Below are 24,689 nucleotides of genomic sequence, written 5' to 3' on the forward strand. Positions count from 1 at the left end.
TCTTTTGTTGCCGCCCCGTTTTCGGGATGCGGATCGTCAGCGACTAACCCCCACGGTTAGACGGATGCCAGAATGTCGTTGCTCTCTCGGCAAGGGCGACGACGCCATAAAAGAGCGATCCGGCGAGCGCCGCAACCGCGATTTCCGCCCAGACCATGTCGACATTCATGCGGCCGATCTCGGTGGAGATGCGAAAGCCCATGCCGACGATCGGCGTGCCGAAGAATTCCGCAACGATGGCACCGATCAGCGCCAGGGTGGAATTGATCTTCAGCGCATTGAAGATGAACGGCATGGCGGCCGGAAGCCTGAGCTTCATCAGTGTCTGCCGGTAATCCGACGCATAGGAGCGCATCAGGTCGCGCTCCATCGATCCGGAGGCCGAGAGCCCGGCCACCGTGTTCACCAGCATCGGGAAGAAGGTCATGATCGTGACGACGGCCGCCTTCGACTGCCAATCGAAACCGAACCACATGACCATGACCGGCGCGACGCCGATGATCGGGAGCGCCGACATCAGATTGCCGATCGGCATCAGTCCCGCGCGCAGGAAGGCGAAGCGATCGGCAAGGATCGCCACCACGAAGCCCGCGCTGCAGCCGAGGATGTAGCCCGCCAGCACCGCCTTGAAGATCGTCTGCTGCACGTCCGCCCAAAGGATGGACAGCGAGGCGGCAATCCGCAGCCCGATCGAGGAGGGCGGCGGCAGGAGGATGAAGGGCACGCCGAAGCCGCAGGTGAGCGCTTCCCACAGGATCAGCAGCCACGCGCCGAAGATCGCCGGGATCGCAAGACCCAGAAGCCCATCCGCAAACCTGGAACGGGTCCGGATCTCTGACAGGAGGCTGACGCAGCGCCATGCCAGCAGCCAGTTGGCGGCGATCATCAGGAAGAACGCGGTTGCCGCCTTGCCCTCGTTTCCGGAAAGGCCTGAAATCAGGATGCTGGTCGACAGGTGGCAGAAGACGAAGATCGCTGCCGCGAGAAACAGGGGCGGGAGCGGCAGAAACGAAACGACCGCGCCTGCAATCGACAGAGCGAAGATCGCAAATAGTGCCATCGGTGCAAAACGCGCCACCGCATCGGGATCGAGGAGCGGAAGGGTCGCAAGTGCGGCGAGCGACAGCGCCAGGGACAGCCAGCCCTGCCATGACGTGAGGAGGGAGGTTCGCATCAGCGCGCTCATGTCGGCTTTCCTCCCATGTTGCGGTTGACGATCTTTCCGGCGATCCCGACGACTGCGACCAGAAGCGATGCCAGCACCGAGCCCGCAACCAGCGCCGCCCAGATATCGATCGTCTGGCTGTAATAGGCGCCGGCGAGAAGCTTCGAGCCGATGCCGGCGACAGCACCGGTCGGCAGCTCGCCAACGATGGCACCGACCAAGCTTGCGGCAATCGCCACCTTCATCGAGGTAAACAGGAACGGCACCGAGGCGGGGACACGCAGCTTCCAGAAAGTCTGTGCGGCGCTGGCATGATAGGTGCGCATCAGATCGAGCTGGATCAGTTCCGGCGAGCGCAGGCCCTTCACCATACCGACTGCGACGGGGAAGAACGAGAGGTAGGTTGAGATCACTGCCTTGGGCACCAGACCGGAAATCCCGATCGCGCCGAGCGTGACGATCACCATCGGCGCGACGGCAAGGATCGGCACGGTCTGCGACGCGATGATCCACGGCATTAGGCTGCGGTCGAGCGCGCGCACGTGGACGATGCCGACCGCGATCAGGATGCCGAGAAGCGTGCCGAACCCGAAGCCCGCAAGCGTCGAGGAGAGGGTGACCCAGGCGTGATAGACGAGGCTGCGGTTGGAGTTGAGCTTGCGCAGAAACGTGTTCTCGAAAACATTCGACGCCACCTGGTGCGGCGCCGGCAGGATCGGCTTCGGCTGCGACATCGTCTTGCCGAGGAATTCCATCGGCGTCGAGGTCACACTGGCGCGCCGGTCGAGATCGCGCTGGAATGGCGCGTTCATAAAATACGCGCCGACATACCAGATCGCGACGATGACAAGGACGACGGTTGCGACGGGGAGAATGCGGTGACGGAAGAGGGTTTCCTTGTGCATCAGCCCTGCGCCCCCATCGGAACCAGCATCAGAACCATGGCAGCGACCCCGAGCCCGACGCCGGCCAGCTGCTGCGGCGTCAGTTTCTCGCCGAAAACGGCAAAGGCGATGACGTTGATGAGAAGCAGCTGCGCGATCGCCGAAACGGAAATGGCGAGCCCCAGCCCGCCCTCGCGCATCAGCTTCACCATCATCAGGTTGCCGACGCAGTAGAGCACCAGCGATAGCAGGAGAAGGAGGATGTTGCTGGAGGCGATATAGGCGCGTGAGGCGGTCGCTGCGGCAAGAAATGTCGCCATGGCGCCGCACAGCCAGAGCAGGAAGGCAGCGTTCATGGGGAGATCTCCCAATGAACGCCTTTTGCCGCCGGAAGAGACCGAGCCTTCAGCGTGAGAGATGAGTTCAAATCCCTATTCCTCATAGCTGTGCCCTGCGCGTAGACCTTCGCGGACCCGGTGAGCGATCGCCAGGAATTCCGGCGTCTCGCGGATATCCAGCGGGCGTTCCTTCGGCAGGGTCGAGGTGATCACGTCGGTCACCCGCCCGGGTCGCGGCGACATCACCACGATCTTGGTGGAGAGATAGACCGCCTCGGGGATCGAATGGGTGACGAAGCAGATGGTCTTTTGCGTCCGCTCCCAGAGTTTCAGGAGTTGCTCGTTCAGATGGTCGCGGACGATCTCGTCCAGCGCGCCGAAGGGTTCGTCCATCAGAAGGAGATCGGCATCGAAGGCGAGCGCGCGGGCGATCGAGGCGCGCTGCTGCATGCCGCCGGAAAGCTGCCATGGATATTTCTTGCCGAAGCCTGAGAGATTGACGAGATCGAGCGTCCGCTCGATGCGGCTCGCGCGTTCTGCCGTCGAGTAGCCCATGATTTCAAGCGGAAGGCCGATGTTGTGTTCGATCGTCCGCCAGGGATAGAGGGCGGGGGCCTGGAAGACATAGCCATAGGAGCGGCTCTTGCGCGCCTCCTCAGGCGTCATGCCATTGACGAGGATTTCGCCCGAGGTTGCGCGCTCAAGATCCGCGATCACCCGCAAAAACGTCGTCTTGCCGCAGCCGGAAGGGCCGATGAAGGAAACAAAATCGCCCTTCTTCACGTCGAGATCGACATCAGACAGCGCATGAACCGGCCCGTCGCCGGTCTCGAATGTCAGACCGAGCTTTCGCGCAGAGACGACGGAGTAGGTCATGGGCGCACTCCGTCGTAAGCGTGGCTGATCGTTTGAAGGGCCGGGTTTTCTGGTATCATGGAGCTGCACATCCGGCCGTCGGCGCCATGGAGGCTGCCGCGGCTCTGCTGGAGAGGGGGAATTTCAATGGACACGTCATCAAGACCGACCTGCCGTATCGTCAGGCCCGACGCCGCCTATGACGGCAAGCAGGGTCTCACCTATGTTCAGGGCATTTCCGCCGAAACGGTCGGCTCGAAGGGCATCTGCATGCATCTTCTGACCATTCCGCCGGGGGCAAAAGCCAAGGCGCATCTGCACGAAACCCACGAGACCGCGATCTACATGCTCTCCGGCTCCGCCGACACCTGGTACGGCGACCGGCTGGAGAACCACGTCGTGCTGCATGCGGGCGAGCTGATGTACATCCCGGCCGGCGTTCCGCATCTGCCGGCCAACCGGTCGGGCACGCCCTGCACCGCGATCATCGCGCGCACGGATCCCAACGAGCAGGAAAGCGTGGTCCTGCTGCCGGAACTGGACGCGCTGGTGGACTGAGCCACGGGCCTCCGCCTCATCGGGTATCGCTGTCATCAAACCGCTCATACGCCTGATGCCGGGATGCCGGAGCGTTCCACCTTGCGCGGCGCGGTGATCTCCTTCCAGGCCGACAGCGCCTTGCTGACGGCTGGGAACGGCGGGCGGGAAACGAACTTGCCGTCGCCCGGCTTCGTGCGGATCTCGCCATTGGCATAGGCGACATTGCCGCGCGACAGCGTGAAGCGCGGCAGCCCGGTCACATGCTTGCCTTCGAACACGTTGTAATCGATCGCCGATTGCTGGGTTGCGGCGGAGATCGTCTTTGATGCCTTCGGGTCCAGCACCACGATATCCGCGTCGGCTCCAACAAGGATCGCGCCCTTTTTCGGGTAGATGTTCAAGATCTTGGCGATGTTGGTGGAGGTGACCGCCACGAATTCGTTCATGGTGATGCGGCCGGACTCGACGCCGTGGGTCCAGAGCATCGGAAGGCGGTCTTCAAGGCCGCCGGTGCCGTTCGGGATCTTGCGAAAGTCGCCGCGCCCGGTGCGTTTCTGTTCCGTCGTGAAGGCGCAGTGGTCGGTCGCTACCACCTGCAGCGAACCGGACGCCAGGCCCGCCCATAGCGAATCCTGATGGCGCTTGTCGCGGAACGGCGGTGACATCACCCGTCGGGCGGAATGATCCCAGTCCGGATGGGCGTATTCGCTTTCGTCTAGCGTCAGATGCTGGATCAGCGGCTCGCCATAGACCCGCATGCCCGACTGGCGCGCGCGCCTGATCGCCTCATGCGCCTGTTCGCAGGAGGTATGCACCACATAGAGCGGCACGCCGGCGGTATCGGCGATGATGATGGCACGGTTGGTCGCTTCGCCCTCGACGGAAACGGGGCGCGAATAGGCATGCGCCTCGGGCCCGTCATTGCCCGCGTCCATCAGTTTCTGCTGCATGGCCGCGACGATATCGCCGTTTTCCGCATGCACGAGGGGCAGGGCGCCAAGCTCGGCGCAGCGCGAGAACGAGGCGAACATCTCGTCGTCATTGACCATCAGCGCGCCCTTGTAGGCCATGAAGTGCTTGAACGTGTTGATGCCATGGTTGCGCACCACCGCCTTCATCTCGTCGAACACCTGCTCGCCCCACCAGGTGATCGCCATGTGGAAGGAATAGTCGCAATGGGCGCGTGTCGCCTTGTTGTCCCAGCGCTTCAGCGCATCAAGCAGCGACTGACCCGGCTCCGGCAGGCAGAAATCGACCACCATCGTGGTGCCGCCCGAAAGCGCCGCCCGCGTCCCGCTATCGAAATCGTCGGCTGAATAGGTGCCCATGAAGGGCATTTCCAGATGCACATGCGGATCGATCCCGCCCGGCATGACGTAAGCGCCGGACGCATCCAGGACTTCCTCGCCCCGGAGATCCGGCCCGATCTCGACGATACGACCACCCTCGATCTTCACATCCGCCTTGTAGGTGAGGTCGGCTGTCACGACAGTGCCGTTCTTGATGATGGTGGTCATGGCTCGCTCCCTTGTTCTGATGTCTGGGCCTGCAACTGCATCTTGTGCGTCAGCCCGATAATGTGCAGCAACGCGATTTCCAGCCGGTTCAGATCGTCTTCGTCTAATCGGCCGATCCGCTGCCGGATGACCTCCCTGCGCAAAGGTGAGATCTTCTCCGACATGATCTGGGACAGTTCCTGCAAGCCATTGTCGATGGTGGGCACGATGATCGGGCGAAGCCAGGGGGTCTCGATGACATGGGTCGTCATCGGGCATGCCAGGATCGTCGTGAGGATTTCATTGAGGTCGTCGTGCTGGAGGATGACGGCAGGTCTTGGCTTTCCAAGCTCACCGGGGAAAACCGCGATAACGATATCTCCACGCTTGAGCTTCACGGCTTATCCCAATTCGTGGGGCCGACAGCATCGAGCCAGTCCATGACCCCTTCGGCCTTGTCCGCTTCGGCGATCTTCCGGGCCTCTTCCTGTAGCTGCTCGCGGACGGTCTCATTGTCGAGATCCGGCACCCAAACCTCGATCGGCCGGTAGCCCTTGCGGATCAGCTCGGCGCGTTCTTCTTCAGAGACTTCGCGTGGCCTGCCCATGTCATTGCCTCCTGTCACTGATGGCGCGATGCCGCGCTATGGACGAGTTTTCCGGGTCGAGCTCAATGCGATGGCTCGAACCTCGTCGCACGCGCGTTTGCCCGTCGCGCTGACGGCGCGGCGATGCTTGAAAACAAGAATTTCCGGTGCGGGTGACATGCGGCTGGCTCCGCTTTTGTTGCCGGCGTCGAGTGTAGCTCGGATCTCCTCACGCCACAATCTCCGCCGTTTCCAGCACCGCATGCAGCAGCACGTCGCAGCCGGCGGCGGCCCAGTCCTTGGAGATCTCCTCGGCCTCGTTGTGCGAGACGCCGTCGACGCAGGGGCAAAAGATCATCGTCGAGGGTGCCAGTCTGGATGCCCAGCAGGCATCGTGGCCGGCGCCGGAAATGATGTCCAGATGGCTGTAGCCGAGCTTGACCGCGGCATCGCGCACCCGGCCGACCAGAACCGGATCGAAGGTGACAGGATCGAAATGACCGACGGCTTCAACGGCGCAGCCGACACCGAGCGCTTCGCAGATCTCGATTGCGCCCGCCTCGATCTTCGCCCGCATGCGGTCGAGCTTTTCCTGCGTCGCCGTGCGCATGTCGACGGTGAAGGCCACCTTGCCGGGCAGCACGTTTCGGGAATTGGGCGAGAAGAATGCCTGGCCGACGCCGGCGACAGCGCCCGGCTGCTCCGCCATCGCCACGTCCTGCACCAGTTCCAGAATGCGGCCGAACGCGAGCCCCGCATTGCAGCGGCGGTCCATCGGCGTCGAGCCGGTATGCGCTTCCTTGCCGGTCAGCGTGAATTCCAGCCACCACAGGCCCTGGCAATGGGTAACGACGCCGATCTGCTTTTGCTCGGCTTCGAGGATCGGGCCCTGCTCGATATGATATTCGAAATAAGCATGCATCTTGCGGGCGCCGACCTCTTCGTCGCCCAGCCAGCCGATCCGCTTCAGCTCTTCGCCATACGTCTTGCCGTCCGGATCCTTGCGGCTATAGGCGTAGTCGAGCGAATGAACACCGGCAAACACACCGGAAGCGAGCATGGCCGGCGCAAACCGCGCACCTTCCTCGTTCGCCCAGTTGGTGACGACGACAGGATGCTTCGTCTTCACCCCGAGATCGTTCATCGAGCGCACGACTTCGAGCCCCGCCAGCACGCCGAGCACACCGTCATATTTGCCGCCGGTGGGCTGGGTATCGAGGTGGGAGCCGATATAGACCGGCAGCGCATCCGGATCGGTTCCGGCGCGGGTCGCAAACATCGTGCCCATCTTGTCGGTGCCGACTGTCATGCCGGCGTCTTCGCACCAGCGCTTGAACAGGTGGCGGCCTTCGCCGTCCTCGTCGGTCAAGGTCTGGCGGTTGTTGCCGCCGGCAATGCCGGGGCCGATCTTTGCCATCTCCTCCAGCATGTCCCACAGCCGGTCGCCGTTCACACGCATGTTCTCGCCCGGTGCTGCCGCCATCATCTTGTCCTTACCCGTTATGCCTGCAAGAGCCGCGTTCCCGACCCACGTTTGGCCAGATCTGAAACATCGGCATTGCGTTTGTTTTGTCTGTGATCGATAATTTGACCGACTGGTAAAACATACAATTTCCCGACCGCCACTCAAGCCGTAAATCACGAAAAATACTCGCCTATTTTCGCGCCAGATGCCTTGAAAATGGGCCTTGTGACACGAGCCTGGATCAGCGTTTGGGAAGGCAAGGCAGGACACGGATGGCCATTCCACGAGCGGCGAAAACGCAGCGGCGCACCCGCATCCAGGAGGAGAAGGAAGAGGTCATTCTCGAGGCCGCACTTGAGGTGTTTTCGGTCAGCGGTTTCCGCGGCACGACGATCGACCAGATCGCCGAGGCGGCCGGCATGTCGAAGCCGAACCTGCTCTATTATTTCCGCACCAAGGAAGCGATCCATCGCCAGCTGATCGACCGTGTGCTCTCCACCTGGCTGGAGCCGCTCCGCGCTTTCGACGCCACAGGAAATCCGGCATCGGAAATCCGCTCCTACATCCGCCGCAAGCTCGAAATGGCACGGGATTTCCCCCGCGAAAGCCGGCTTTTCGCCAACGAGATCCTGCAGGGCGCTCCGCATATCGAGGACGAACTGAAGGGCCCGCTGAAAGACCTGGTCGATGAAAAGGCCCGCGTCATCCGCGCCTGGTCAAAAGCCGGCAAAATCCGCACCTGCGACCCCTATCACCTGATCTTCTCGATCTGGTCCACCACGCAGCACTACGCCGATTTCGACGTCCAAGTCCGCGCCGTCCTCGGCCGGGACCAGGACGGCGAGGGCCGTTTCGAGGACGCGGCACGGTTTCTGGAGGGGCTGTTTCTGGAGGGGCTGAAGGTTTGAGGGCTTCCTGGAGGGCTTTGCGTCTTAGGCGGCAGCCGATGTTGCATCTCCGGCGGCAGCCGTTTTCGCGAGGCGTCCCTCATACACTCCCTCATTCCTGTGCCTGTCACAGGAATCCAGGCATCCCAAGTCCTTGGGCTAAGGAGAGCCTTCCCGCGCCGCAGACGCGACGCTGCTGGATCCCTGTGACGAGCACAGGGATGAGGGTGGAGAGGGATGAGCCCAGAGACCGGAGAGCTCTAGCCCGGGTGGCAGTGGGGATTGGCGCCTGGCGTACAGAAGAACGATACAAAGAGCCGCAGCGGCGACAGCCGTGCTAACCGTCGTTGCGAGCGGCCCTCCCTCTCTCCCTCATTCCTGTGCTTGTCACAGGAATCCAGTCAGCCCAAGTCCTTGGGCTGAGAAGACCCTTCCGCGCCGCGGACGCGACGCTGCTGGATCCCTGTGACGAGCACAGGGATGAGGATGCGGAGAGGGGTCAGGGTGCGGAGAGGGGTGTGAGGGCGGCCAGGGGGATGAGGGCGGATAGGGGTGAGCCCTGAGGGCGGAGAGGGCCGAACTCGGTTGGTCGTGCGGGGAGAGCCTTACTCTCAGAACCCCCGAAACAAAAAAACGCCGGCGCGAGGCCGGCGTCTTCGTTGTCCTTGGGAGGACGCTTTGTCTTAGGCGGCAGCCGACTTCGCGAGCGGCACTTCCGAAATCGTCTTCAGAACCTGCGAGGCGATCGCGTAGGGGTCGCCCTGGCTGTTCGGACGGCGGTCTTCGAGGTAGCCCTTGTAGCCGTTGTTGACGAAGGAATGCGGCACGCGGATCGATGCGCCACGGTCGGCAACGCCGTAGGAGAACTTGTTCCACGGCGCGGTTTCGTGCTTGCCAGTCAGACGCAGGTGGTTGTCGGGGCCGTAGACGTCGATATGGTCCTGCAGGTTCTTGTCGAACTGCGCCATCAGCGCCTCGAAATACTCCTTGCCGCCCACTTCGCGCATGTACTTGGTCGAGAAGTTGCAGTGCATGCCGGAGCCGTTCCAGTCGGTGTCGCCGAGCGGCTTGCAATGGAACTCGATGTCGATGCCGTACTGTTCCGTCAGACGCAGAAGCAGGTAGCGGGCCATCCAGATCTGGTCGGCGGCGCGCTTGGAGCCCTTACCGAAAATCTGGAATTCCCACTGGCCCTTGGCCACTTCGGCATTGATGCCTTCGTGGTTGATGCCGGCTGCGAGGCACTGGTCGAGATGCTCTTCAACGATTTCGCGGGCAACCGAACCGACGTTCTTGTAGCCGACGCCCGTGTAGTACGGACCCTGCGGAGCGGGGTAGCCCTGTTCCGGGAAGCCGAGCGGACGGCCGTCTTCGTAGAAGAAGTATTCCTGTTCGAAACCGAACCATGCATCTTCGTCATCGAGGATGGTTGCGCGGCTGTTGGACGCGTGCGGGGTAACGCCATCGGGCATCATCACTTCGCACATGACCAGCGCACCGTTGGTGCGGGCCGGATCCGGATAGATGGCGACCGGCTTCAGCACGCAGTCGGACGAACGGCCTTCGGCCTGATTGGTCGACGAACCGTCGAAGCCCCACAGCGGCAGCTGTTCCAGCGTCGGGAAGGTGTCGAATTCCTTGATCTGCGTCTTGCCACGCAGGTTCGGGACGGGGGTGTAACCGTCGAGCCAGATGTACTCGAGCTTAAACTTGGTCATATTTTATCTCTCAGGCCGTGGTGTTCATGGTTGAGCCATCCAGAGACTGCGACGCGAAAGCGCGGCATCCCGGGCATGAGACATAGAACGCACATACCGTGCCAGTTTTTGTCGTCGCCCAAAAATCCCGATAAAAAAGTCGTAGGATTGGCCGGGTTTACATGTCTGCGGGTGACGACTGTAACGCCATCATCCCAGCCCGTTTGAAAATCAATCGATTTTTCGCGTACCCACCGGGGGTCGTGAAACAAGGAATTATGCTTAGCGTCTGAGTTCCGCCGACGAAACTATATCGCCCTGAGCTCGTTTGCTTTCATTCGTGCCTAGCGCCGAACAGGCAAATGATGTAAAATAGTGCAGAAAGCACAAAAAATGTGCATATCTCTGGTTGGTATGCGTTTGAGTGCGCATTGAGGAGGAGGCGATAGGATGGTTATTGGCATCCATCGTGAGACAGCGCAGATCCTGCAATTTCCATTGACGCCACGGATCCGTCTCGAGAACGGCGCCACGGTGCCGGTCGGGACCTACCCGGTCGCGGTGCAGGACCACTGCTGGTATCATGAAGAAGCAGTGAGCAGTGCGCTGGTCGACACCAAGCCGGAACAGGGGCCGAAACCCTGCTGAGCGTTGCGGGCCATCGCCGGATGGCCGATTCGAATTGAAAAATCCCGAGAGCATCGCTGCCCCCGGGATTTTACGGTCTGATTGTCCAGGCTTTTATCAGGCCGCGCGCATCCGGCGTGCCATGCCGCCGAGATCGCTGCCACCTTCCAGCTTGAAGTTGGAGAGAAGCGCCTGAAGCTGGCGGCTTTCGGCTGCAAGCGTCTCGCTTGCAGCGGTCGTTTCTTCCACCATCGCGGCGTTCTTCTGGGTCATCTGGTCCATGTGGTTGACCGAGGAGTTGATCTCGGCCAGCGCCGTCGACTGCTCGCGGGCAGCCGTGGCGATGGATTCCACATGTTCGTTGACCTTGTTGACCAGGCTTTCGATCTCGACAAGTGCTGTACCGGTCGAGCGCACCAGCGAAACGCCGCCTGCGACTTCGGAAGCCGAGGCGCTGATCAGCGTCTTGATTTCCTTTGCCGCATTGGCGGAGCGCTGGGCGAGCTCACGCACTTCCTGAGCGACGACGGCAAAGCCGCGACCGGCTTCGCCAGCACGGGCGGCTTCGACGCCGGCGTTCAGCGCCAACAGGTTGGTCTGGAAGGCAATCTCGTCGATGACGCCGATGATCTGGCTGATCTTCGTCGAGCTGTCTTCAATGCGGCTCATGGCGGTGACGGCGCTGCGAACAATTTCGCCCGACTTTGCCGCACTCTGCTTGGTCTCATAGACCATGTCGCGGGCTTCGGTGGCGCGGGCAGAGGCGGCACGCACCGTCGTGGTGATCTCGTCGAGGGCGGCTGCCGTTTCTTCAAGCGCTGCAGCCTGCTGCTCGGTCCGCTTGGAGAGGTCGTTTGCCGCCGAAGACAGTTCGGCGGAATTGTCGTTGATCGTGCCGGCTGCGCCGCGCACGTTGCTCATGGTGGCGCTCAGCCGGTCCATCGTCGAGTTGACGTTGGTCTGAAGCTCGGCAAATGCACCCTGGAACTGGCCGTTCATGCTCTGGGTCAGGTCGGCATCGGCAAGCGCTGCGATGACGCGGCGAACTTCCGTGACGGCATTGTCGACGCTTTCCACCAGCTGGTTGACGCCCGATGCAAAGCGGTTGAGGTCTTCGTTCTGGTAGTCCTTGCGGATGCGGCCGGAAAAATCGCCGGCGACAGCAGATGCGACAACTTTCGAAATCGACGTCTGCAGGTCGCTGGAACGCTCGTGAAGGGCTGCTTCCTGTGCCTTGAGGTCGGTCATGGCGACAGCGTTGGTATGGAATACCTCGACGGCGCGGGCCATCGCGCCGATTTCGTCGCCGCGGCTTGCGTCGACGCCATCGATGTTCATATCGCCCTTGGCAAGGCGGGTCATGGCTTCGGTCAGCTCGCGGATGGGGCGAACGATGCCACGGCGTGCGACGATCGTGCTGATCGTGGCGCCGATGATGATGAAGGCGAGGGCCGACAGCGCCGAAACCAGCATGGCGGTGGTCGAGGACGCAACGGCTTCTTCGCGGGCCACAGCCAGTTCCTTGCCCGAATAGGTGCTGTAGACCTTGACGGAGTCGGTGACGACCTTCTGACCATCCAGCGCCTTTTTCAGCGCAGCCGAGATGGCGGCGGTGTCGGCTGCATTCTTTTCGGCGGTGTCCACCATGCTGCGGATCGAGACGAAATAGCTGTCGAGGGCGGCTCTCACCGTCTTCAGCTGATCCTGTTCGGCAGCGTCTGCGGTTGCTTCGATCTTCGGCAGGCGGGCCAGCATTTCGCCGGCGCGCTTTTCGGCGTCGATGCGGAAATCCTTGGCTTTGTCCGGCGCCGCGGCCAACTGATAGGTCATGCGGCTAATTGCGATAATGTCGACCCGCAGATCCATCGCTTCACGAGCGACTTCTTCACGCGCGCCGACTGAAATGATTGCCTTTTGCAGCCCATAGAGCCCGCTTCCCGCAACGCCTGCAATAATAAGAGAAGAAAGGCCCATTACGACGGTAACGAGGCCGAGTTTCTTCGAAATAGCCATATCCCGAATTGCCATAGTGCACACCACTTCAACTTGCCCAACAATACATCCCAACCCGCCAATTCTCGGCATGCGCGAGGACGCCCACCTAACCTATTGCCGTAATTGCGCTAATCGCTGGTTAAAATAGCGGGCGAATATTTGTCCGGACTTGGGCGAAAACTGACAGTACACGCCAGGGTCTGAATTTATTCTCGGTTTTGAGCAAATGCTCAGTATAGGGTACGCTAAAACTGCTGTGAATCCCGAGGCTTCGTTGATCGAGCTGTAAGCCCACGTCGGCCTTGCCTATCGATGCCCCGAAAAACCACGGTCTGCTGCCATACGCTACTGAGCAGAAAAACTGCCATTCGGCGCGCGTGTGGGTCGAAAACGACGCGGGCTGTGTCCCTCAATTAATATGAGTGAAAGAGTCGACTTTAATCTTTACTCTCAAATTCAAGTTTCATATGGTGCGCCAACGACGGGGTTTGCCCCGAATTATTCCGGGCCAATACGGAGAGCATCATGGCGAAGAAACAGAAGCGGAAAAACACGAGTGGCGGCAATGCCGCATCCGATGCTGCGGCATCCTCGAACCGCAGCGCTGCCAATGGCGCCTCCGGGATCGGCGGGGAAGTGGTCGACATCCGCAGCTTTCTCTATGTCGGCGGCCGGGACTGCCAGGTGGCCCATCTGCGCGCCATCGCCACCCGCCACGGCGCGGAACTGATCCATCACGACGGTGGGTTGCGCGAGGCGGTTTCCCGCATCGATACGGTGCTTCCCTCGGTTGACTGCGTGTTCTGCCCGATCGACTGTATCAGCCACGATGCGTGTCTGCGGGTAAAGACCGGATGCAAGAAGTTCGGCGTCACCTTCATCCCCTTGCGCAACGGGTCGAAGTCAAGCCTTGAGCGGGCGCTGCAGACCATCAAGGATCGCAATGATGAAAACAGGTTATCCTGATCAGCCTATTCTCGATCGCGAGGGGCGCGATCTCGACGCGATGGCGGTCCTGCACAAGCTCGCCGAACAGAGCGGCGACTGCATGGTGACCGAGCTTTACCGGCTCGCGATGGACCGCTCGCAGGATACGGCTTTGCCGAGATCGATACCTTCGAGCAAAACCCGGACGTTCTAGCGCCGGGCCTCGGCGCGCAAAAACGCTCCGATCGCGATTGCGAGCCAGCCGAGAATCATAAGATTGCCGCCGAGCGGCGCGGCAAACGGAAAAAGTCGGCTTCCGAGATAATGACGCGCCACCAGATCACCCGCAAACACGATCGTCCCAAGGCCCAGAATGAGACCGGCCAGCGTCGCTGTGCGGATCTGCTGATGTCCGAGATAAACAGCGAGCAGCACCGGCGCGTGCGCCAGGCACATCATCGAGGCAGACCCGAGCAAAAGCGTATCGCCGCCATGACTTGCGGCAGCCGCAAGGCCTACGCCGCAGGCGCCCATCAGACCGCTCGCAAAGAGAATGAACGGCCGCAGTTTATCGAGTCTCGCCAAGGCTCTATTCCCTGTTTTGCATGTGATGAGCCAGCCGCTCGATCGGCGGCCAGATGATGTCGCGCAGGGCCGGGCTTGCGATCGTCTCGTCCATGGCGCGGCGGAAGCACAGCAACCATTCGTCGCGCTCCACCGGTCCGATCTCAGCGCCGAAATGGCGCGAGCGAAGGCGAGGGTGCCCGTGTTTTTCCACATAGACGGGCGGGCCGCCGAGATAGCCGGTCAGGTAGTCATAGAACTTCGCTTCACTTCCCGTCAGACTTTGCGGATGAACGGCTCGGCAGCGGGCAGCTTCCGGCAGCGTATCCATCAGGGTGTAGAAGCGCGCCGCAAGGGCCCGAACCGTCGCATCACCCCCGATCGCCTCGTAAAGAGTAATCGTTTCGCCGGATGTGGTCTGCCTGTCCTCGTCTGCCATCACGGTTTCCATGCCTCACCCATCCGGCGTCTTAGACGGATCAAGGGTGGTTGATCGTTCAAGGCTTGGTAGGCCGGAGCAACCGCCAGGGCAAGACCCGGAATAGGGCCTGAGGCGCAGCGCGATGCCGGGCGACTGTCAGGGAGTATCTCTGCATCAATGGTGCCGCCGACGCGGGTTCGGCGGGCACGATGGAGTGCAGCGGCCTTTTTCAGGCGAGCATTCTGACCTTTTCGGTCACGCCTGCATCCGCATTCGACTCATGGGTCGAATTGAGCTTGCGGGCGACGATGTCGTGGTTGAGCCACACGACAGGACCGGTCGGGTTCGAGGTTTCCGCAAAGATCAGCTGTCCGGTTGCCTCAACGACCAGCGTGCTCAGCAGATCGCTGATCAGAACCTTGCTGTCCTTGTGCATCTGCGTGATCTCGGCCGAGGTGCCGATGGTGAGATCGGACTGGCCCTGGCTGTTTGGCATCGGCCAACGCTTGAAATCGTAGAAGGGCTGCATGACTTCGTCTGCCTGAAGATCGATGATCTTCTGCAGCGTGTCTTCAACCGTGTAGCCGTCTGCCAGGCGCTCCTGGCAGGCCTGCCACAGTTCTTCAGCCCAGGCGCCGCCGCCTTCCTTCTTCAATGCGAGAAGGAGAGGGATGAGCGGCAGTTCGATACCGGCAAACACGTCGGAAGAGTTGGTCCGGATTTCCGGGCAGTTGTAGACGGTCGCCTTGATGCCATCGGCCCAAGCCTTGCGCGCTACATCCTCAAGGCGCATCTTGGCATAGCCCTGCGTGTAGTTGGTGTAGGTCTGCCAGCGATATTCGTCGCCGATCAGGATGCCGGTGCCGTGATATCCATAGGCCGTGTAGCGCACCTGGTTGCCCGCTGCTTCGATCCGCGTGCGGATGGCGGTGCTGAGATCGATCAGGTGGTGATAGGTGTTGGCGGAAACCTCGTCGAAGTTTGCAAGGATCAGCTTGCCCATGTCGCTGTCGAGCAGTGTCTGCGAGGACATGTGGCGGGCGCCGCGGCCCTTGTAGATGCGGTTGGCAATGACGAGGAAAGCCTTCGCCTTGGGGATGCCACCCGCCATCGTATGAGCAAAGAAGACATTCTTGCCGGCCGGGATCATGTCTTCGAGGATCGCCATGACTTTCGTCAGCGAATCCCGGAAGCGCTCCACGCCGACTGTGCGGCATGCCTCGATGTGATCCCAGTCCAGTTTGTCGGTCTGCCAGCTTTCGAGCGTCATATCGGCCAGAAGATCGGTCGGGGTCGGCGTGCCGGCCGGTGAGTTGAGATCAAAGCCCGCCATCAGCGGAACGTTGATGATCTTGCCGCCGAGCTGCGTTTCCGCAGCCTGCAGTTCGTCATCGGTCAGCGGACGCAGCGTGTTGTTCTCGTCGCGGCGCCCGACGGTGATGCCGACGATCTTCATGCCCGCACGCTTGGCCTCTTCGATCAGCCCGGTCGCGTAACCGCGCCCGAACAGCTCGCCGAACAGAACAAACACGTCACCTTTGCGAAAGACGACATTTTGGGAAATGCGTTTCAGGGGGATCGGATTTTCCATGGCGCAAACTCTCTCAAAAAGGACCGGAATCGATCCCTCGAATATCTTTGAGACCTAGTGCACCATAAAAACGGGAAATGGGAACTCATTTTGCGTGTCCAAGTATGTCGATTCGTGAACTGGCGCGGTGATCAGGGCGGTTGTTAAGGCCGATCGTCCGCCTAACAGCCGTGCCGAAACCGTGTCGGGACGGCAGCCCGTCCGTCTTCAACGATCATCCGCGCTGTGCATAGCGCAACGCCGGCACGTGCGCGACAAGGCGCGTTGCATCAGATTTTATGAGCTCAATCTTGGAATAATCCTGCTGCGGCAGGGCCTATACGCGCTGCATGCGCTCTTGGAGCGCATCCACGACGGCCTGCAGGAACGCCTTGCGCCGCTCGTCCGTCGTTGCGTCAGCCGTGACCTTGAGCGGCCCGCGGATATTGTTCATGAAACCGGAGTGGTTGAAACTGTCGGCGGCCACGTTGACCTCGACCTCGTCCATGTAATGCGACAGCAGGGGCGCCAAAGCGAGGTTGGTGTCCTTCTGGTACTGGTGGGCCATCACCTGAGCAAGCTTACCCATCTGCACGTACGGACCGAATTCGGCGCTCATCTGTCATCGTCTCCTTCAATTCATGGCCTAGGCGCCTAAGGTAGGGTGAACGCGTCGCAACGCAAATGTCGATCGGGGATATGCCCGCGTTTTCCGAAATGGTCGCGAAAAGTTGAACGAATTGGCGCCGTTGCGTGCCACGGATACCCCAACCTCGTCCGAGGTCATTCAGCCTTTTCCGCCGCGGCGCATCGGCATGCGATCGATCAGGTCGAACATCTCGACGTCGCTGACGACCGTATCGCTTTTCAGCTTCACGCCGCCATCCTTGCCGACAAGGACGACATGAAACGCACCGTCCGCAATATTTGCCTCCGCGCGCAGCCTGCGCGCGTCGATCCGGTCGGCGTCACCATAGATCGTTTCCACGACATCTCCGGAAACCTGCAGCACAACCATGTCGCGCTCCGCCAATTCCGCCTTTTGCGATGTCAGGATGCCGACCTGTCTTGCAATCGATGCATCGCCCTTGTCACCGAAAAGGATGAGGACACGCTTTTTCCATTCGAGGTGTGAAAGGCTGTCCATGGCAAACACCTGCGAGGTTGCGAGCGAGAGGGCGAAGGCGATGAGTGTTCGTTTCATGCGGTCATCTCCAGATCTACCGAAGGAACGCAACAAACGCGTGATGGTTCAGGTGCTTCCTGTCTGTACGCCCTCTCTGGATTCTTGAGCTAGTCGCTCCCATCTTATGATCATCAACTGAAATAGGGAGGTTGCGATGGCAGATACCTCTGCGCACGCACGCGATGGCAACGTCATGGAAATTCTGTCTCCCACCCGGGTCGCCGGCCCGGGCTCGCCCATCTGCGACTGCTGTCGACAGCCAAGATCCGTGGAGGAGTTCGATCAGGATTGCTGCGGGATCTGCATGACCTGTCTCGAGTGTGACGACATGCTGGTGGATGTGGAGCCTGAGGCATCGCCTTGTACGGCGAGAGGGCGTCCGGTGCCGTGAGCGGCCAGATGGTGGCAATGGTGTAGGGCAGGGTGGCCTCGATACGCGCCACAGCGGAACCGCGGTGAACCGGCGAACGCCTGGTCATGACGATGTCGACCAGAGAATGAAAGGAGGGCTGGATCCGTGAAAGAACTTCGGCCAGCGCTCCAGGTGCGTTCAGGAGTTGAAGAGCTGCATAATCGTCTCGCTGCTGCTATTGGCGATCTGCAACGTCTGAACGGCAAGTTGCTGCTGCGTCTGGATTGCGGACAGCCTAGCAGAGGCTTCCTCCATGTCCGTGTCGACAAGGCGGCTTACACCGCTTTCGATATTGTCCATGAGGGTTGAGTTGAAGCTTGTCTGCATGTCGAGACGCTGCTGGAGCGAACCAAGGAACGCGGCGCCGTCGACAACCCTCGATTTCGCGGTTTCGATGTAGCTCAGATAATTGTCGATATTGTCGGGGTTCTCTTCGATGTCGATGTCGAGAAAGTCGAGCGCCGGACGAGGCTCGTTGCTGACGCGGATTTGGCTGAACGTTATGCTTGTTCCGCTTCCCCATTTCCGATCGACTGCGGGATCTGACTTGATGGTGACCTGGGTGGCATCCGTCGCCTCGATGAGCAGGTTTTGCCAATCGGCGTCGAGCAGCGAGTGCAGCAGAGTTTCCATCTCCTCTGCGGTCGCGACCGTACCTTCGGTCTTGTTCAGCAGCGTATTCACATAGGTGCGATCAAAGGAATAGGATTTCTGGGACGCACCATTGACCGCGAAATTGAAGTTGATCTCGATACCGTCTTCGTTCTCGCCGTCATTGTATAGAGTGAAGTCTCGGAACTCGAGGCTTAAGCTCGACCCACGTAAGCCATAGGCAGAATTCTCTTTCAAACCACCGTTGCTAACGCCAGTGCTACTCAGGTTCGAGATGCCGACATAGGATCCGTCACCATTTTTCTGGAGCGTCATGATGCTCATTTTCTTGGGGTCGTGGACGCGATTTTTTGAATCCGGGGGATCGTACATGAAGGAGTCGGCTGAAACCAAGGCGCCGAGTGGATTCAACTGCCTGTTGAGGACGCCTGCGAACTGCGTGTTGGTCGATATGACTCCACCAAGACTGGCATCATAGGCGTCCACGTCAGCCTTGGTGATCGTGATCGTAGTGCTCACTCCTCCAAAGTAGGGCCCGGGAAGCTGGCTTGGGTCCTCCACTTCCTTGTCAAGCAGGAGCGTGAAGCTGATGTTCGAACCGGCCGCGTTGAAATCGAGAGGCGCTTCATCGGGAAAATTGTTCAGAGCGAAGAGGCCGGCACTGCCGGTGGATCGTTCCGGGGTCATCCAATCCATAGACCGTCATCGGTATAGTATACCGTCGAGTCGGAGTAGCTGGAATAGGAGGTCGGATAGCGGATTCCGCCGACCGTATAGGCATCGCGCGCATCGGCTTGAAGCAGGCCGCCACCGGTGGTGTTGAACAGAGAAATCGATGAGAGATCAGATTCCATTTTCTGAACTTATACCCCGGATGCAGTCCGGGTGAAGCCTGACACCACGGACGACTTGTTGATCGTGTTGTCATAGATGTCGGCAATGTCGGTGTTCAGCCAGTTTTCTCCGCTGAAACTCGCGCCGTTGGCGATGGAGACGACCTGCTCTTTCAACTTGTCCAATTCGAGCTGGATCTGCCCCTTGTCGACGCTGGTCTCTTTTGCGGTGACGAGTTTGGCTTTGAACTCATCCAGAACATCGATCACGGCCTCCATGCCCTGATAGGCAGTGTCCACCTTGGCGGTGCCGAGCCCGAGCGCATCGCTGGCGGCTGCTATGGCGTCGGTGTCGGACCGCATCGTCGTCGAAATGGACCAGTACGCGACATTGTCGGCGGCGGTCTGAACCCTTAGGCCCGAACTGACTTGCTGTTGCGTGCGCTCCATGTTCGAATTCAGTGTGCGCAAGGTCTGAAGCGCATTTGTTGCAGCGATGTTGGTCAAAATACTGGTCACGTAGAGCCCCACAAGCATGGGCTAGCGCTTCGAACTGCGCCGCAGATCGATGAAAGACTAGCAATGATCGGATCACGTTTACGGTTAGCCCCCTCAGGGTGCCTGCCATCATGGCAAGACCGTCCCTATGCCGGAGAGGCTAGGGCTGCTCGAGTGTCGTTATTACAATCTTAGATCGAGCACTTCAGGTATCTATGTGCCGCAAACTTGACTAACGTCAAGTTAATGGTTGTAAAGCAAAACGAGATTTTCACCATAGGCTGGTGGTGACCGATTGCTTCTCATGTGGAGGAACTCAAAGAGAAAATGGCGCACCCGACAGGATTCGAACCTGTGACCTTTGGAATCGGAATCCAACACTCTATCCAGCTGAGCTACGGGTGCATGCCGAAAAGCGATGACTCGCTTCGTCCGATGAGACGGTTCTTAACCCAGGATGCTTGCGGCATCAATTGGCAAAATCGGGAAATCGCAGCCTGTGGGCAAGATAGCGGCCGTGGGCGTCCCGCGGGGCTGCGTCGGGTAGAGGGAAAGTGGGAGTGATCCCTTGCAATTTTCGCTGGGGACAGGGATATCGTCGGGGCAGGGCCGTATCTGGCCGCGAGGGGAGCAGGCACGCATGATCGATCCGAACCACCCGTTTTATGGGCCGCTCTGGCGGCGGATCCTCATTCCGGCGATCTGCTTCGGCTGGGCTGTGTTCGAGCTTTATGCCGGTTCGGTCACCTGGGCGGTCATTTCCGGGGGTCTCGGCCTTTATGCGGCCTACAAGCTGTTTCTCGAAAAGCGGCCGGCTGCACCGGTTACGATGGCCGAGCCTGCACAAGACGAGGATGCGCCGGCCGATGATGCGCAGGTGCGCAATGCGCCTGAGCGGCCTGCCGACAGGACGGTCGACAAGACCTGAACCTTAAAATCAGCCGAACATCCGCGCGTGGATTTCCCGCGCCCTGATCGCCTGGTCGATCAGCAGGTTGGCGATCTGCATCCGCGTGGTCGCCGCCGGACGGAACCGCTCGGCCACGCCGTCCGGATGGTTGGTCTTGGCAAACCGTCTTCGCTTGTCGTTGAGCGTGGCTTCCGTGTCGACGTCGACAATAGCAAGTTCGCCGGCAATCTCGTCCGTCGTCAACCGGGTCAGGTGTACAGGTATGGACGGTTCTACCGGTTCGACCGGCTGCGGCTGCGGGGTTTCGGATGTCAAATCACCTGGCGAAGGCGGGGCTTGCGCCTCCATCTCTTGCTGCGTGCCGGCTCCCGGTTCCAGTTCCGAGATGTCGGCGAGGTCTGCGAAATAGGCGTTGGTGTCGCCAGTCGCACCTGTCTCTGGTTCCTCGTCGGTCGTCGAGACGACGAAACCCGTTCCAAGGCCGCGGACGCGGAAATCCGCTGCCGCCTCGACAGGTTGTTCGTCGTCGCGCTCGCGCTTCAGCCGTGTCAGCACCGACTGGAAGATCGATTGTCCCAGCAGCATTTCCGCTCCCTTGCTATCGGCGCAGACAATCATGCCTGGATGGTGCCGGGCTTGCGGGAGAGTCGGTTAAATTTACGTAAACAACGACGGCTGTCTTAAGCAGCCGATCCCGATGTCACGACTGGCTTTGTCCTTGCGTGGTCTGGCTTTGCCCGCCCTGAACCTGGCTCTGTCCACCTTGGCTTTGGCTCTGTCCACCGCTCTGGCTTTGCGAACCCTGGGTCTGTGAGCGTTCAGCTTGAGTCTGGCCCTCATCCTCCACCGTCAGCGACACCTTGAGGTTTTCGCCGAACGTCTCGGAGACCCGGCCGATGCGCATGCCTGAGATCGGGGCTGCGTCGCGGTAGTCGAGGCCGGTGGCGAGCCGCACATAGCGCTCGTCCGGGCAGACGTCGTTGGCCGCATCGAAGCCGACCCAGCCGAGGCCCGGAATATGCGCCTCCGCCCAGGCATGCGTCGCCACCTGTTCGGTCGTGCCCTCCATAAGCAGATAGCCGGAAACGTAGCGGGCGGGGATATCGCGCAACCGTGCGGCGGCCAGGAAGATGTGGGTATGGTCCTGGCAGACGCCGGTCTTTGCGGCAAGCGCCTCTTCGGCGGTGGTCTCCGTCGTCGTGGTGCCCGGCGTATAGGCCACGGTCTCGTGGATCGTTTCCATCAGCGCATGCATGCGGGCAAGTTCGCTGTCGCCGGTCAGGCCTTCTGCCAGCGCCTTTACCAGCGGGCCGGCTGCCGTGCGCGGGGTTTCGCGGAGAAACAGCCAGAGCGGGCAGAACCCCTGATGGGTGCCGAAAACGCCGGCCTTGTCCACGGTTTCCACCTCGCCGGATGCGACGATGCGGATCGTGTTCTCGCCGCCTTCCGACGACACCAGTTCGACGCGGTTGCCGTATTGGTCGGCATAGCCTGCCTCAACCGTGGCGCCGTCCACGCTCACCGTCCAGTTGATGATCTTCTGGGTGGATCCTGCGGTCGGCGTCAGGCGAAGCCGCTGCAGCGAATAGGGCAGCGGTTCGTCATAGGTATATTCCGTCGTATGGGAAATCTTCAGGCGCATTGTTTCAAATCCTCAAGGGACGCCACTCGGCCCGTCCTACTGGTAAAAGCGATAGCCTTGCGAAATCTCGGCGCTCAACTGGTTGTTGCGCGATACGAATTCCTCGAGAAACTCATGCAGGCCGTGATCCATGATCTCGGTGATCGATCCCCGCGTCAGCGTCGCGCGGATCGCGTCGGCCGTGTCGTGGGCCGTGTGCCGCTCTGCGTATTCCCGCTGCAGGTAGCCGAGATTGCTGACGATCTTTTCGTAGCAATAGGCAAGCGAGCGCGGCATCTGAACTTTCAGGATCAGGAAGTCGGCGATATTGCCGGCCTGATAGTCGCCGTCATAGACCCAGCCATAGGAGCGGTGTGCGGAAACCGAGCGCAGGATCGATTCCCACTGGAAATTGTCGAGTGCGCCGCCGACCTGGCTGACGGAGGGCAGAAGCACGTAATACTTCACGTCGAGAATGCGGCTCGTGTTGTCGGCGCGTTCGATAAAGGTGCCGATGCGCGAGAAATTGTAGAGATCGTTGCGCAGCATGGAGCCGTGAAAGGCACCGCGGATGAGGGCGCAGCGGTGCTTGATGACGTCGATCAGTTCCGGCAGTTCGGTGGCCTTGAGGTTGCGCGCAAGCCGTGCCTTGAGATCGAGCCAGGCCTCGTTGGTGGCCTCCCAGGTCTCGCGCGTCAGGGCGGTTCTCACCATGCGGGCATTGTTGCGGCCCGATTCGATACAGGACAGGACGCTCGACGAATTGGCCGTGTCGCGCAGGAGATAATCCACCGCGTCGGCTGCCGTCAGCTTGGCATGCACCTGCTTATAGGCATCGCGCACGCCCGCACTTTCCAGAACGCCGTGCCAGTCCTCGTCGGAGGATCCGGCCCGCGTCAGCGAGACGCGCAGGCCGGCATCGACGAGTCGGGCGATGTTTTCGGCACGCTCGATGTAGCGGAACATCCAGTAGAGGCCGTTTGCAGTTCTTCCCAGCATGTTTTACGCCCTCAATCTTCCAGTACCCATGTGTCCTTGGTGCCGCCGCCCTGGCTGGAATTGACCACCAGTGAACCCTGTTTCAGGGCCACGCGCGTCAATCCGCCGGGAATGATCTTCACCTTGTCGGACACGAGGACATAAGGGCGCAGATCGACGTGGCGGGGGGCAACGCCCTTGTTGACAAAGATCGGCACGGTGGACAGAGCCAGCGTCGGCTGGGCGATGTAGTTGGTTGGTCGCGCCTTCAGCTTTGCGGCAAACTCGGCGCGCTCGGCTTTCGTCGCGGTCGGGCCGACCAGCATGCCGTAGCCGCCCGATCCATGCACTTCCTTGACTACCAGTTCCTCGAGATGCTCGAGCACGTATTTGAGGCTGTCGGCTTCCGAGCAGCGCCAGGTCGGCACGTTTTCCAGAAGCGCCTTGCGGCCGGTATAGAACTCGACGATCTCAGGCATGTAGGAATAGATCGCCTTGTCGTCGCAGATGCCGGTGCCCGGCGCATTGGCGATGGTGATGTTACCGGAGCGGTAGACGTCCATGATGCCAGGAACGCCAAGCGCCGAATCCGGCCGGAATGTCAGCGGATCGAGGTAATCGTCGTCGACGCGGCGGTAGAGCACGTCGATCGCCTCATAGCCGCGCGTCGTGCGCATCTTCACCTTGCCATCGATGACACGAAGGTCCGATCCCTCGACCAGTTCGACGCCCATCTGGTCGGCCAGGAACGAGTGCTCGTAATAGGCGGAATTGTAGATGCCGGGGGTCAGCACCGCGACACGCGGCCGTCCCTTGCAGCCGGGGGGTGCGAGCGAGGCCAGCGACTGGCGCAGCTGGCGCGGATAATCCTCCACGCGCTGCACCTTGTTCAGGGTGAACAGCTCGGGGAACATCTGCATCATCGTTTCGCGGTTCTCCAGCATGTAGGAGACGCCGGACGGGGTTCGGGCATTATCCTCCAGCACGTAGAACTGGTCCTCGCCGGTGCGAACGATATCGGTGCCGACAATGTGCGTATAGACGCCGCCCGGCGGCTTGAAGCCGATCATTTCGGGCAGGAAGGCCACGTTCTTCTCGATCAGCTCGCGCGGAATGCGGCCGGCCTTGATGATTTCCTGCTTGTGGTAGATGTCGTCGAGAAAGGCATTGAGCGCCACGACGCGCTGCTCGATGCCTTGCGCGAGCTTGCGCCATTCGCGGGCGGCAATGATGCGGGGAATGATGTCGAAGGGGATGAGTTTTTCGGAACTGTCGGCATGACCATAGACCGCGAAGGTGATGCCGGTCTTGCGGAAGATGTTTTCGGCATCCTGCGTCTTGCGGATCAGATGCGCCGTATCCTGGCTGGCATACCAATCGTGGTAGGTCTTATAGGGCAGACGCGGCTGGTCGTCCGCGGTTAACATTTCATCAAATGCCAAAGGTATGTTCCCCATTTTTGGTCATAAGAATACAACGGCATTGGCAATGCAAGAACCATGCTCAGTTGCGTATGACAAATATACGACCCGTCCTGATGCGGTGAGATAGGACCTGAACGACGATCAAAAAGGGCAACTGCCGATGGAATTAGCGACGGCTCATCTTCGGTCGTAGAAAGA

Annotated in this window: 25 protein-coding genes, 1 tRNA gene and 3 pseudogenes; 6 read left to right on the forward strand and 23 right to left on the reverse strand. The window is 60.5% G+C overall.

The genetic code is table 11. From position 1 onward, the window contains the following. Window positions 1–43: 43 nt before the first annotated feature. The 4 genes from ACQY1L_RS03775 to ACQY1L_RS03790 form a co-directional block, all read right to left on the reverse strand. On the reverse strand, window positions 44–1,186 hold the full coding sequence (locus tag ACQY1L_RS03775; protein ID WP_430242849.1) for an ABC transporter permease: 1,143 nt from the start codon (window positions 1,184–1,186) through the stop codon (window positions 44–46). Further along, a complete protein-coding gene (locus tag ACQY1L_RS03780) occupies window positions 1,183–2,070 on the reverse strand; it encodes an ABC transporter permease (RefSeq protein WP_430242852.1) in 888 nt (295 codons plus the stop codon). The genes ACQY1L_RS03775 and ACQY1L_RS03780 overlap by 4 nt, the downstream gene beginning before the upstream one ends. Further along, window positions 2,070–2,405, reverse strand: coding sequence for a hypothetical protein (locus ACQY1L_RS03785; RefSeq protein WP_430242854.1), 336 nt, complete (start codon window positions 2,403–2,405; stop codon window positions 2,070–2,072). The genes ACQY1L_RS03780 and ACQY1L_RS03785 overlap by 1 nt, the downstream gene beginning before the upstream one ends. A gap of 75 nt (window positions 2,406–2,480) precedes the next feature. Continuing rightward, window positions 2,481–3,263: an ABC transporter ATP-binding protein gene (locus ACQY1L_RS03790; RefSeq protein ID WP_430242856.1), complete on the reverse strand. Its 783-nt coding sequence runs from the start codon at window positions 3,261–3,263 to the stop codon at window positions 2,481–2,483. 126 nt (window positions 3,264–3,389) lie between these two features. Here ACQY1L_RS03790 and ACQY1L_RS03795 point away from each other — a divergent pair, with 126 nt between their 5' ends. Then, window positions 3,390–3,800: a cupin domain-containing protein gene (locus ACQY1L_RS03795; RefSeq protein WP_113165702.1), complete on the forward strand. Its 411-nt coding sequence runs from the start codon at window positions 3,390–3,392 to the stop codon at window positions 3,798–3,800. Between the two features lie 44 nt (window positions 3,801–3,844). On the opposite strand, the gene hydA is transcribed toward ACQY1L_RS03795, so the two are convergent. The 4 genes from hydA to ACQY1L_RS03815 form a co-directional block, all read right to left on the reverse strand. After that, the gene (gene hydA / locus ACQY1L_RS03800; RefSeq protein WP_430242858.1) at window positions 3,845–5,299 is read right to left on the reverse strand and encodes a dihydropyrimidinase; all 1,455 of its coding nucleotides are present in this window, start codon (window positions 5,297–5,299) and stop codon (window positions 3,845–3,847) included. Then, window positions 5,296–5,676 carry a type II toxin-antitoxin system PemK/MazF family toxin gene (locus ACQY1L_RS03805; protein ID WP_192086177.1) on the reverse strand — a complete coding sequence of 127 codons (381 nt, stop codon included), beginning with the start codon at window positions 5,674–5,676 and terminating at the stop codon, window positions 5,296–5,298. The genes hydA and ACQY1L_RS03805 overlap by 4 nt, the downstream gene beginning before the upstream one ends. Then, window positions 5,673–5,885: an antitoxin MazE-like protein gene (locus tag ACQY1L_RS03810; RefSeq protein WP_184653757.1), complete on the reverse strand. Its 213-nt coding sequence runs from the start codon at window positions 5,883–5,885 to the stop codon at window positions 5,673–5,675. Before ACQY1L_RS03810 ends, ACQY1L_RS03805 begins: the two co-directional genes overlap by 4 nt. 208 nt (window positions 5,886–6,093) lie before the next feature. Further along, entirely contained in the window at window positions 6,094–7,347 is a 1,254-nt protein-coding gene (locus ACQY1L_RS03815; RefSeq protein WP_430243808.1) for a Zn-dependent hydrolase, read from the reverse strand. Between the two features lie 254 nt (window positions 7,348–7,601). Between ACQY1L_RS03815 and ACQY1L_RS03820 the strand changes: the two genes are divergently transcribed. Next, entirely contained in the window at window positions 7,602–8,237 is a 636-nt protein-coding gene (locus ACQY1L_RS03820; protein WP_092660175.1) for a TetR family transcriptional regulator C-terminal domain-containing protein, read from the forward strand. Window positions 8,238–8,899: 662 nt separating this feature from the next. On the opposite strand, the gene ACQY1L_RS03825 is transcribed toward ACQY1L_RS03820, so the two are convergent. Then, complete coding sequence (locus ACQY1L_RS03825; protein WP_113110826.1) at window positions 8,900–9,934, reverse strand: glutamine synthetase beta-grasp domain-containing protein; 1,035 nt, start codon at window positions 9,932–9,934, stop codon at window positions 8,900–8,902. Window positions 9,935–10,363: 429 nt separating this feature from the next. On the opposite strand from ACQY1L_RS03825, the gene ACQY1L_RS03830 reads away from it, so the two are divergent. Further along, window positions 10,364–10,561: a DUF2735 domain-containing protein gene (locus tag ACQY1L_RS03830; RefSeq protein ID WP_062455286.1), complete on the forward strand. Its 198-nt coding sequence runs from the start codon at window positions 10,364–10,366 to the stop codon at window positions 10,559–10,561. 96 nt (window positions 10,562–10,657) lie between these two features. Here ACQY1L_RS03830 and ACQY1L_RS03835 read toward each other — a convergent pair whose 3' ends face one another. Beyond that, entirely contained in the window at window positions 10,658–12,553 is a 1,896-nt protein-coding gene (locus ACQY1L_RS03835) for a methyl-accepting chemotaxis protein (RefSeq protein WP_244474102.1), read from the reverse strand. A gap of 624 nt (window positions 12,554–13,177) precedes the next feature. On the opposite strand from ACQY1L_RS03835, the pseudogene ACQY1L_RS03840 reads away from it, so the two are divergent. Continuing rightward, window positions 13,178–13,501 (forward strand): annotated as a pseudogene (locus tag ACQY1L_RS03840) (DUF2325 domain-containing protein); the annotation flags it as partial. Then, window positions 13,479–13,676 (forward strand): hypothetical protein, encoded by a 198-nt coding sequence (locus ACQY1L_RS03845; protein ID WP_430242865.1) that lies wholly within the window; start codon window positions 13,479–13,481, stop codon window positions 13,674–13,676. The pseudogene ACQY1L_RS03840 and the gene ACQY1L_RS03845, both read left to right, overlap by 23 nt. Here the strand turns inward: ACQY1L_RS03845 and ACQY1L_RS03850 are convergent. From ACQY1L_RS03850 to ACQY1L_RS03890, 9 genes and pseudogenes are all read right to left on the reverse strand, one after another. Further along, entirely contained in the window at window positions 13,673–13,996 is a 324-nt protein-coding gene (locus ACQY1L_RS03850) for a DUF423 domain-containing protein (protein WP_092661042.1), read from the reverse strand. The two genes, ACQY1L_RS03845 and ACQY1L_RS03850, sit on opposite strands and share 4 nt — an antisense overlap. Before the next feature lie 55 nt (window positions 13,997–14,051). Then, window positions 14,052–14,477, reverse strand: coding sequence for a group II truncated hemoglobin (locus ACQY1L_RS03855; protein ID WP_244476126.1), 426 nt, complete (start codon window positions 14,475–14,477; stop codon window positions 14,052–14,054). A gap of 199 nt (window positions 14,478–14,676) precedes the next feature. Continuing rightward, window positions 14,677–16,038, reverse strand: coding sequence for an enoyl ACP reductase FabMG family protein (locus ACQY1L_RS03860; protein WP_430261960.1), 1,362 nt, complete (start codon window positions 16,036–16,038; stop codon window positions 14,677–14,679). Window positions 16,039–16,354: 316 nt separating this feature from the next. Then, the gene (locus ACQY1L_RS03865; protein ID WP_062455296.1) at window positions 16,355–16,636 is read right to left on the reverse strand and encodes a hypothetical protein; all 282 of its coding nucleotides are present in this window, start codon (window positions 16,634–16,636) and stop codon (window positions 16,355–16,357) included. A 168-nt stretch (window positions 16,637–16,804) separates the two neighbouring features. Then, window positions 16,805–17,221, reverse strand: a complete 417-nt coding sequence (locus tag ACQY1L_RS03870) for a DUF4174 domain-containing protein (RefSeq protein WP_062455298.1) — start codon at window positions 17,219–17,221, stop codon at window positions 16,805–16,807. A 532-nt stretch (window positions 17,222–17,753) separates the two neighbouring features. Then, entirely contained in the window at window positions 17,754–18,923 is a 1,170-nt protein-coding gene (locus ACQY1L_RS03875; protein ID WP_430242871.1) for a flagellin, read from the reverse strand. Then, window positions 18,911–19,081 carry a hypothetical protein gene (locus tag ACQY1L_RS03880; RefSeq protein ID WP_430242873.1) on the reverse strand — a complete coding sequence of 57 codons (171 nt, stop codon included), beginning with the start codon at window positions 19,079–19,081 and terminating at the stop codon, window positions 18,911–18,913. The genes ACQY1L_RS03875 and ACQY1L_RS03880 overlap by 13 nt, the downstream gene beginning before the upstream one ends. Window positions 19,082–19,093: 12 nt before the next feature. Beyond that, window positions 19,094–19,579 (reverse strand): annotated as a pseudogene (locus ACQY1L_RS03885) (flagellin); the annotation flags it as partial. A gap of 307 nt (window positions 19,580–19,886) precedes the next feature. Beyond that, window positions 19,887–19,963: transfer RNA gene (locus ACQY1L_RS03890), tRNA-Arg, on the reverse strand. A gap of 235 nt (window positions 19,964–20,198) precedes the next feature. On the opposite strand from ACQY1L_RS03890, the gene ACQY1L_RS03895 reads away from it, so the two are divergent. Next, the gene (locus tag ACQY1L_RS03895) at window positions 20,199–20,486 is read left to right on the forward strand and encodes a DUF3329 domain-containing protein (protein ID WP_430242875.1); all 288 of its coding nucleotides are present in this window, start codon (window positions 20,199–20,201) and stop codon (window positions 20,484–20,486) included. A gap of 9 nt (window positions 20,487–20,495) precedes the next feature. On the opposite strand, the gene ACQY1L_RS03900 is transcribed toward ACQY1L_RS03895, so the two are convergent. The 4 genes and pseudogenes from ACQY1L_RS03900 to ACQY1L_RS03915 form a co-directional block, all read right to left on the reverse strand. Beyond that, window positions 20,496–21,053 carry a hypothetical protein gene (locus ACQY1L_RS03900; RefSeq protein WP_184653710.1) on the reverse strand — a complete coding sequence of 186 codons (558 nt, stop codon included), beginning with the start codon at window positions 21,051–21,053 and terminating at the stop codon, window positions 20,496–20,498. Between the two features lie 232 nt (window positions 21,054–21,285). Beyond that, window positions 21,286–22,110 (reverse strand): annotated as a pseudogene (locus ACQY1L_RS03905) (transglutaminase family protein); the annotation flags it as partial. A gap of 36 nt (window positions 22,111–22,146) precedes the next feature. Further along, on the reverse strand, window positions 22,147–23,088 hold the full coding sequence (locus ACQY1L_RS03910) for an alpha-E domain-containing protein (RefSeq protein ID WP_062455418.1): 942 nt from the start codon (window positions 23,086–23,088) through the stop codon (window positions 22,147–22,149). A gap of 11 nt (window positions 23,089–23,099) precedes the next feature. After that, the gene (locus ACQY1L_RS03915) at window positions 23,100–24,509 is read right to left on the reverse strand and encodes a circularly permuted type 2 ATP-grasp protein (protein WP_062582734.1); all 1,410 of its coding nucleotides are present in this window, start codon (window positions 24,507–24,509) and stop codon (window positions 23,100–23,102) included. Between the last annotated feature and the right edge of the window lie 180 nt (window positions 24,510–24,689).

Source organism: Neorhizobium sp. DAR64862/K0K3, from assembly GCF_050500185.1.
Lineage (GTDB): Bacteria > Pseudomonadota > Alphaproteobacteria > Rhizobiales > Rhizobiaceae > Neorhizobium > Neorhizobium soli.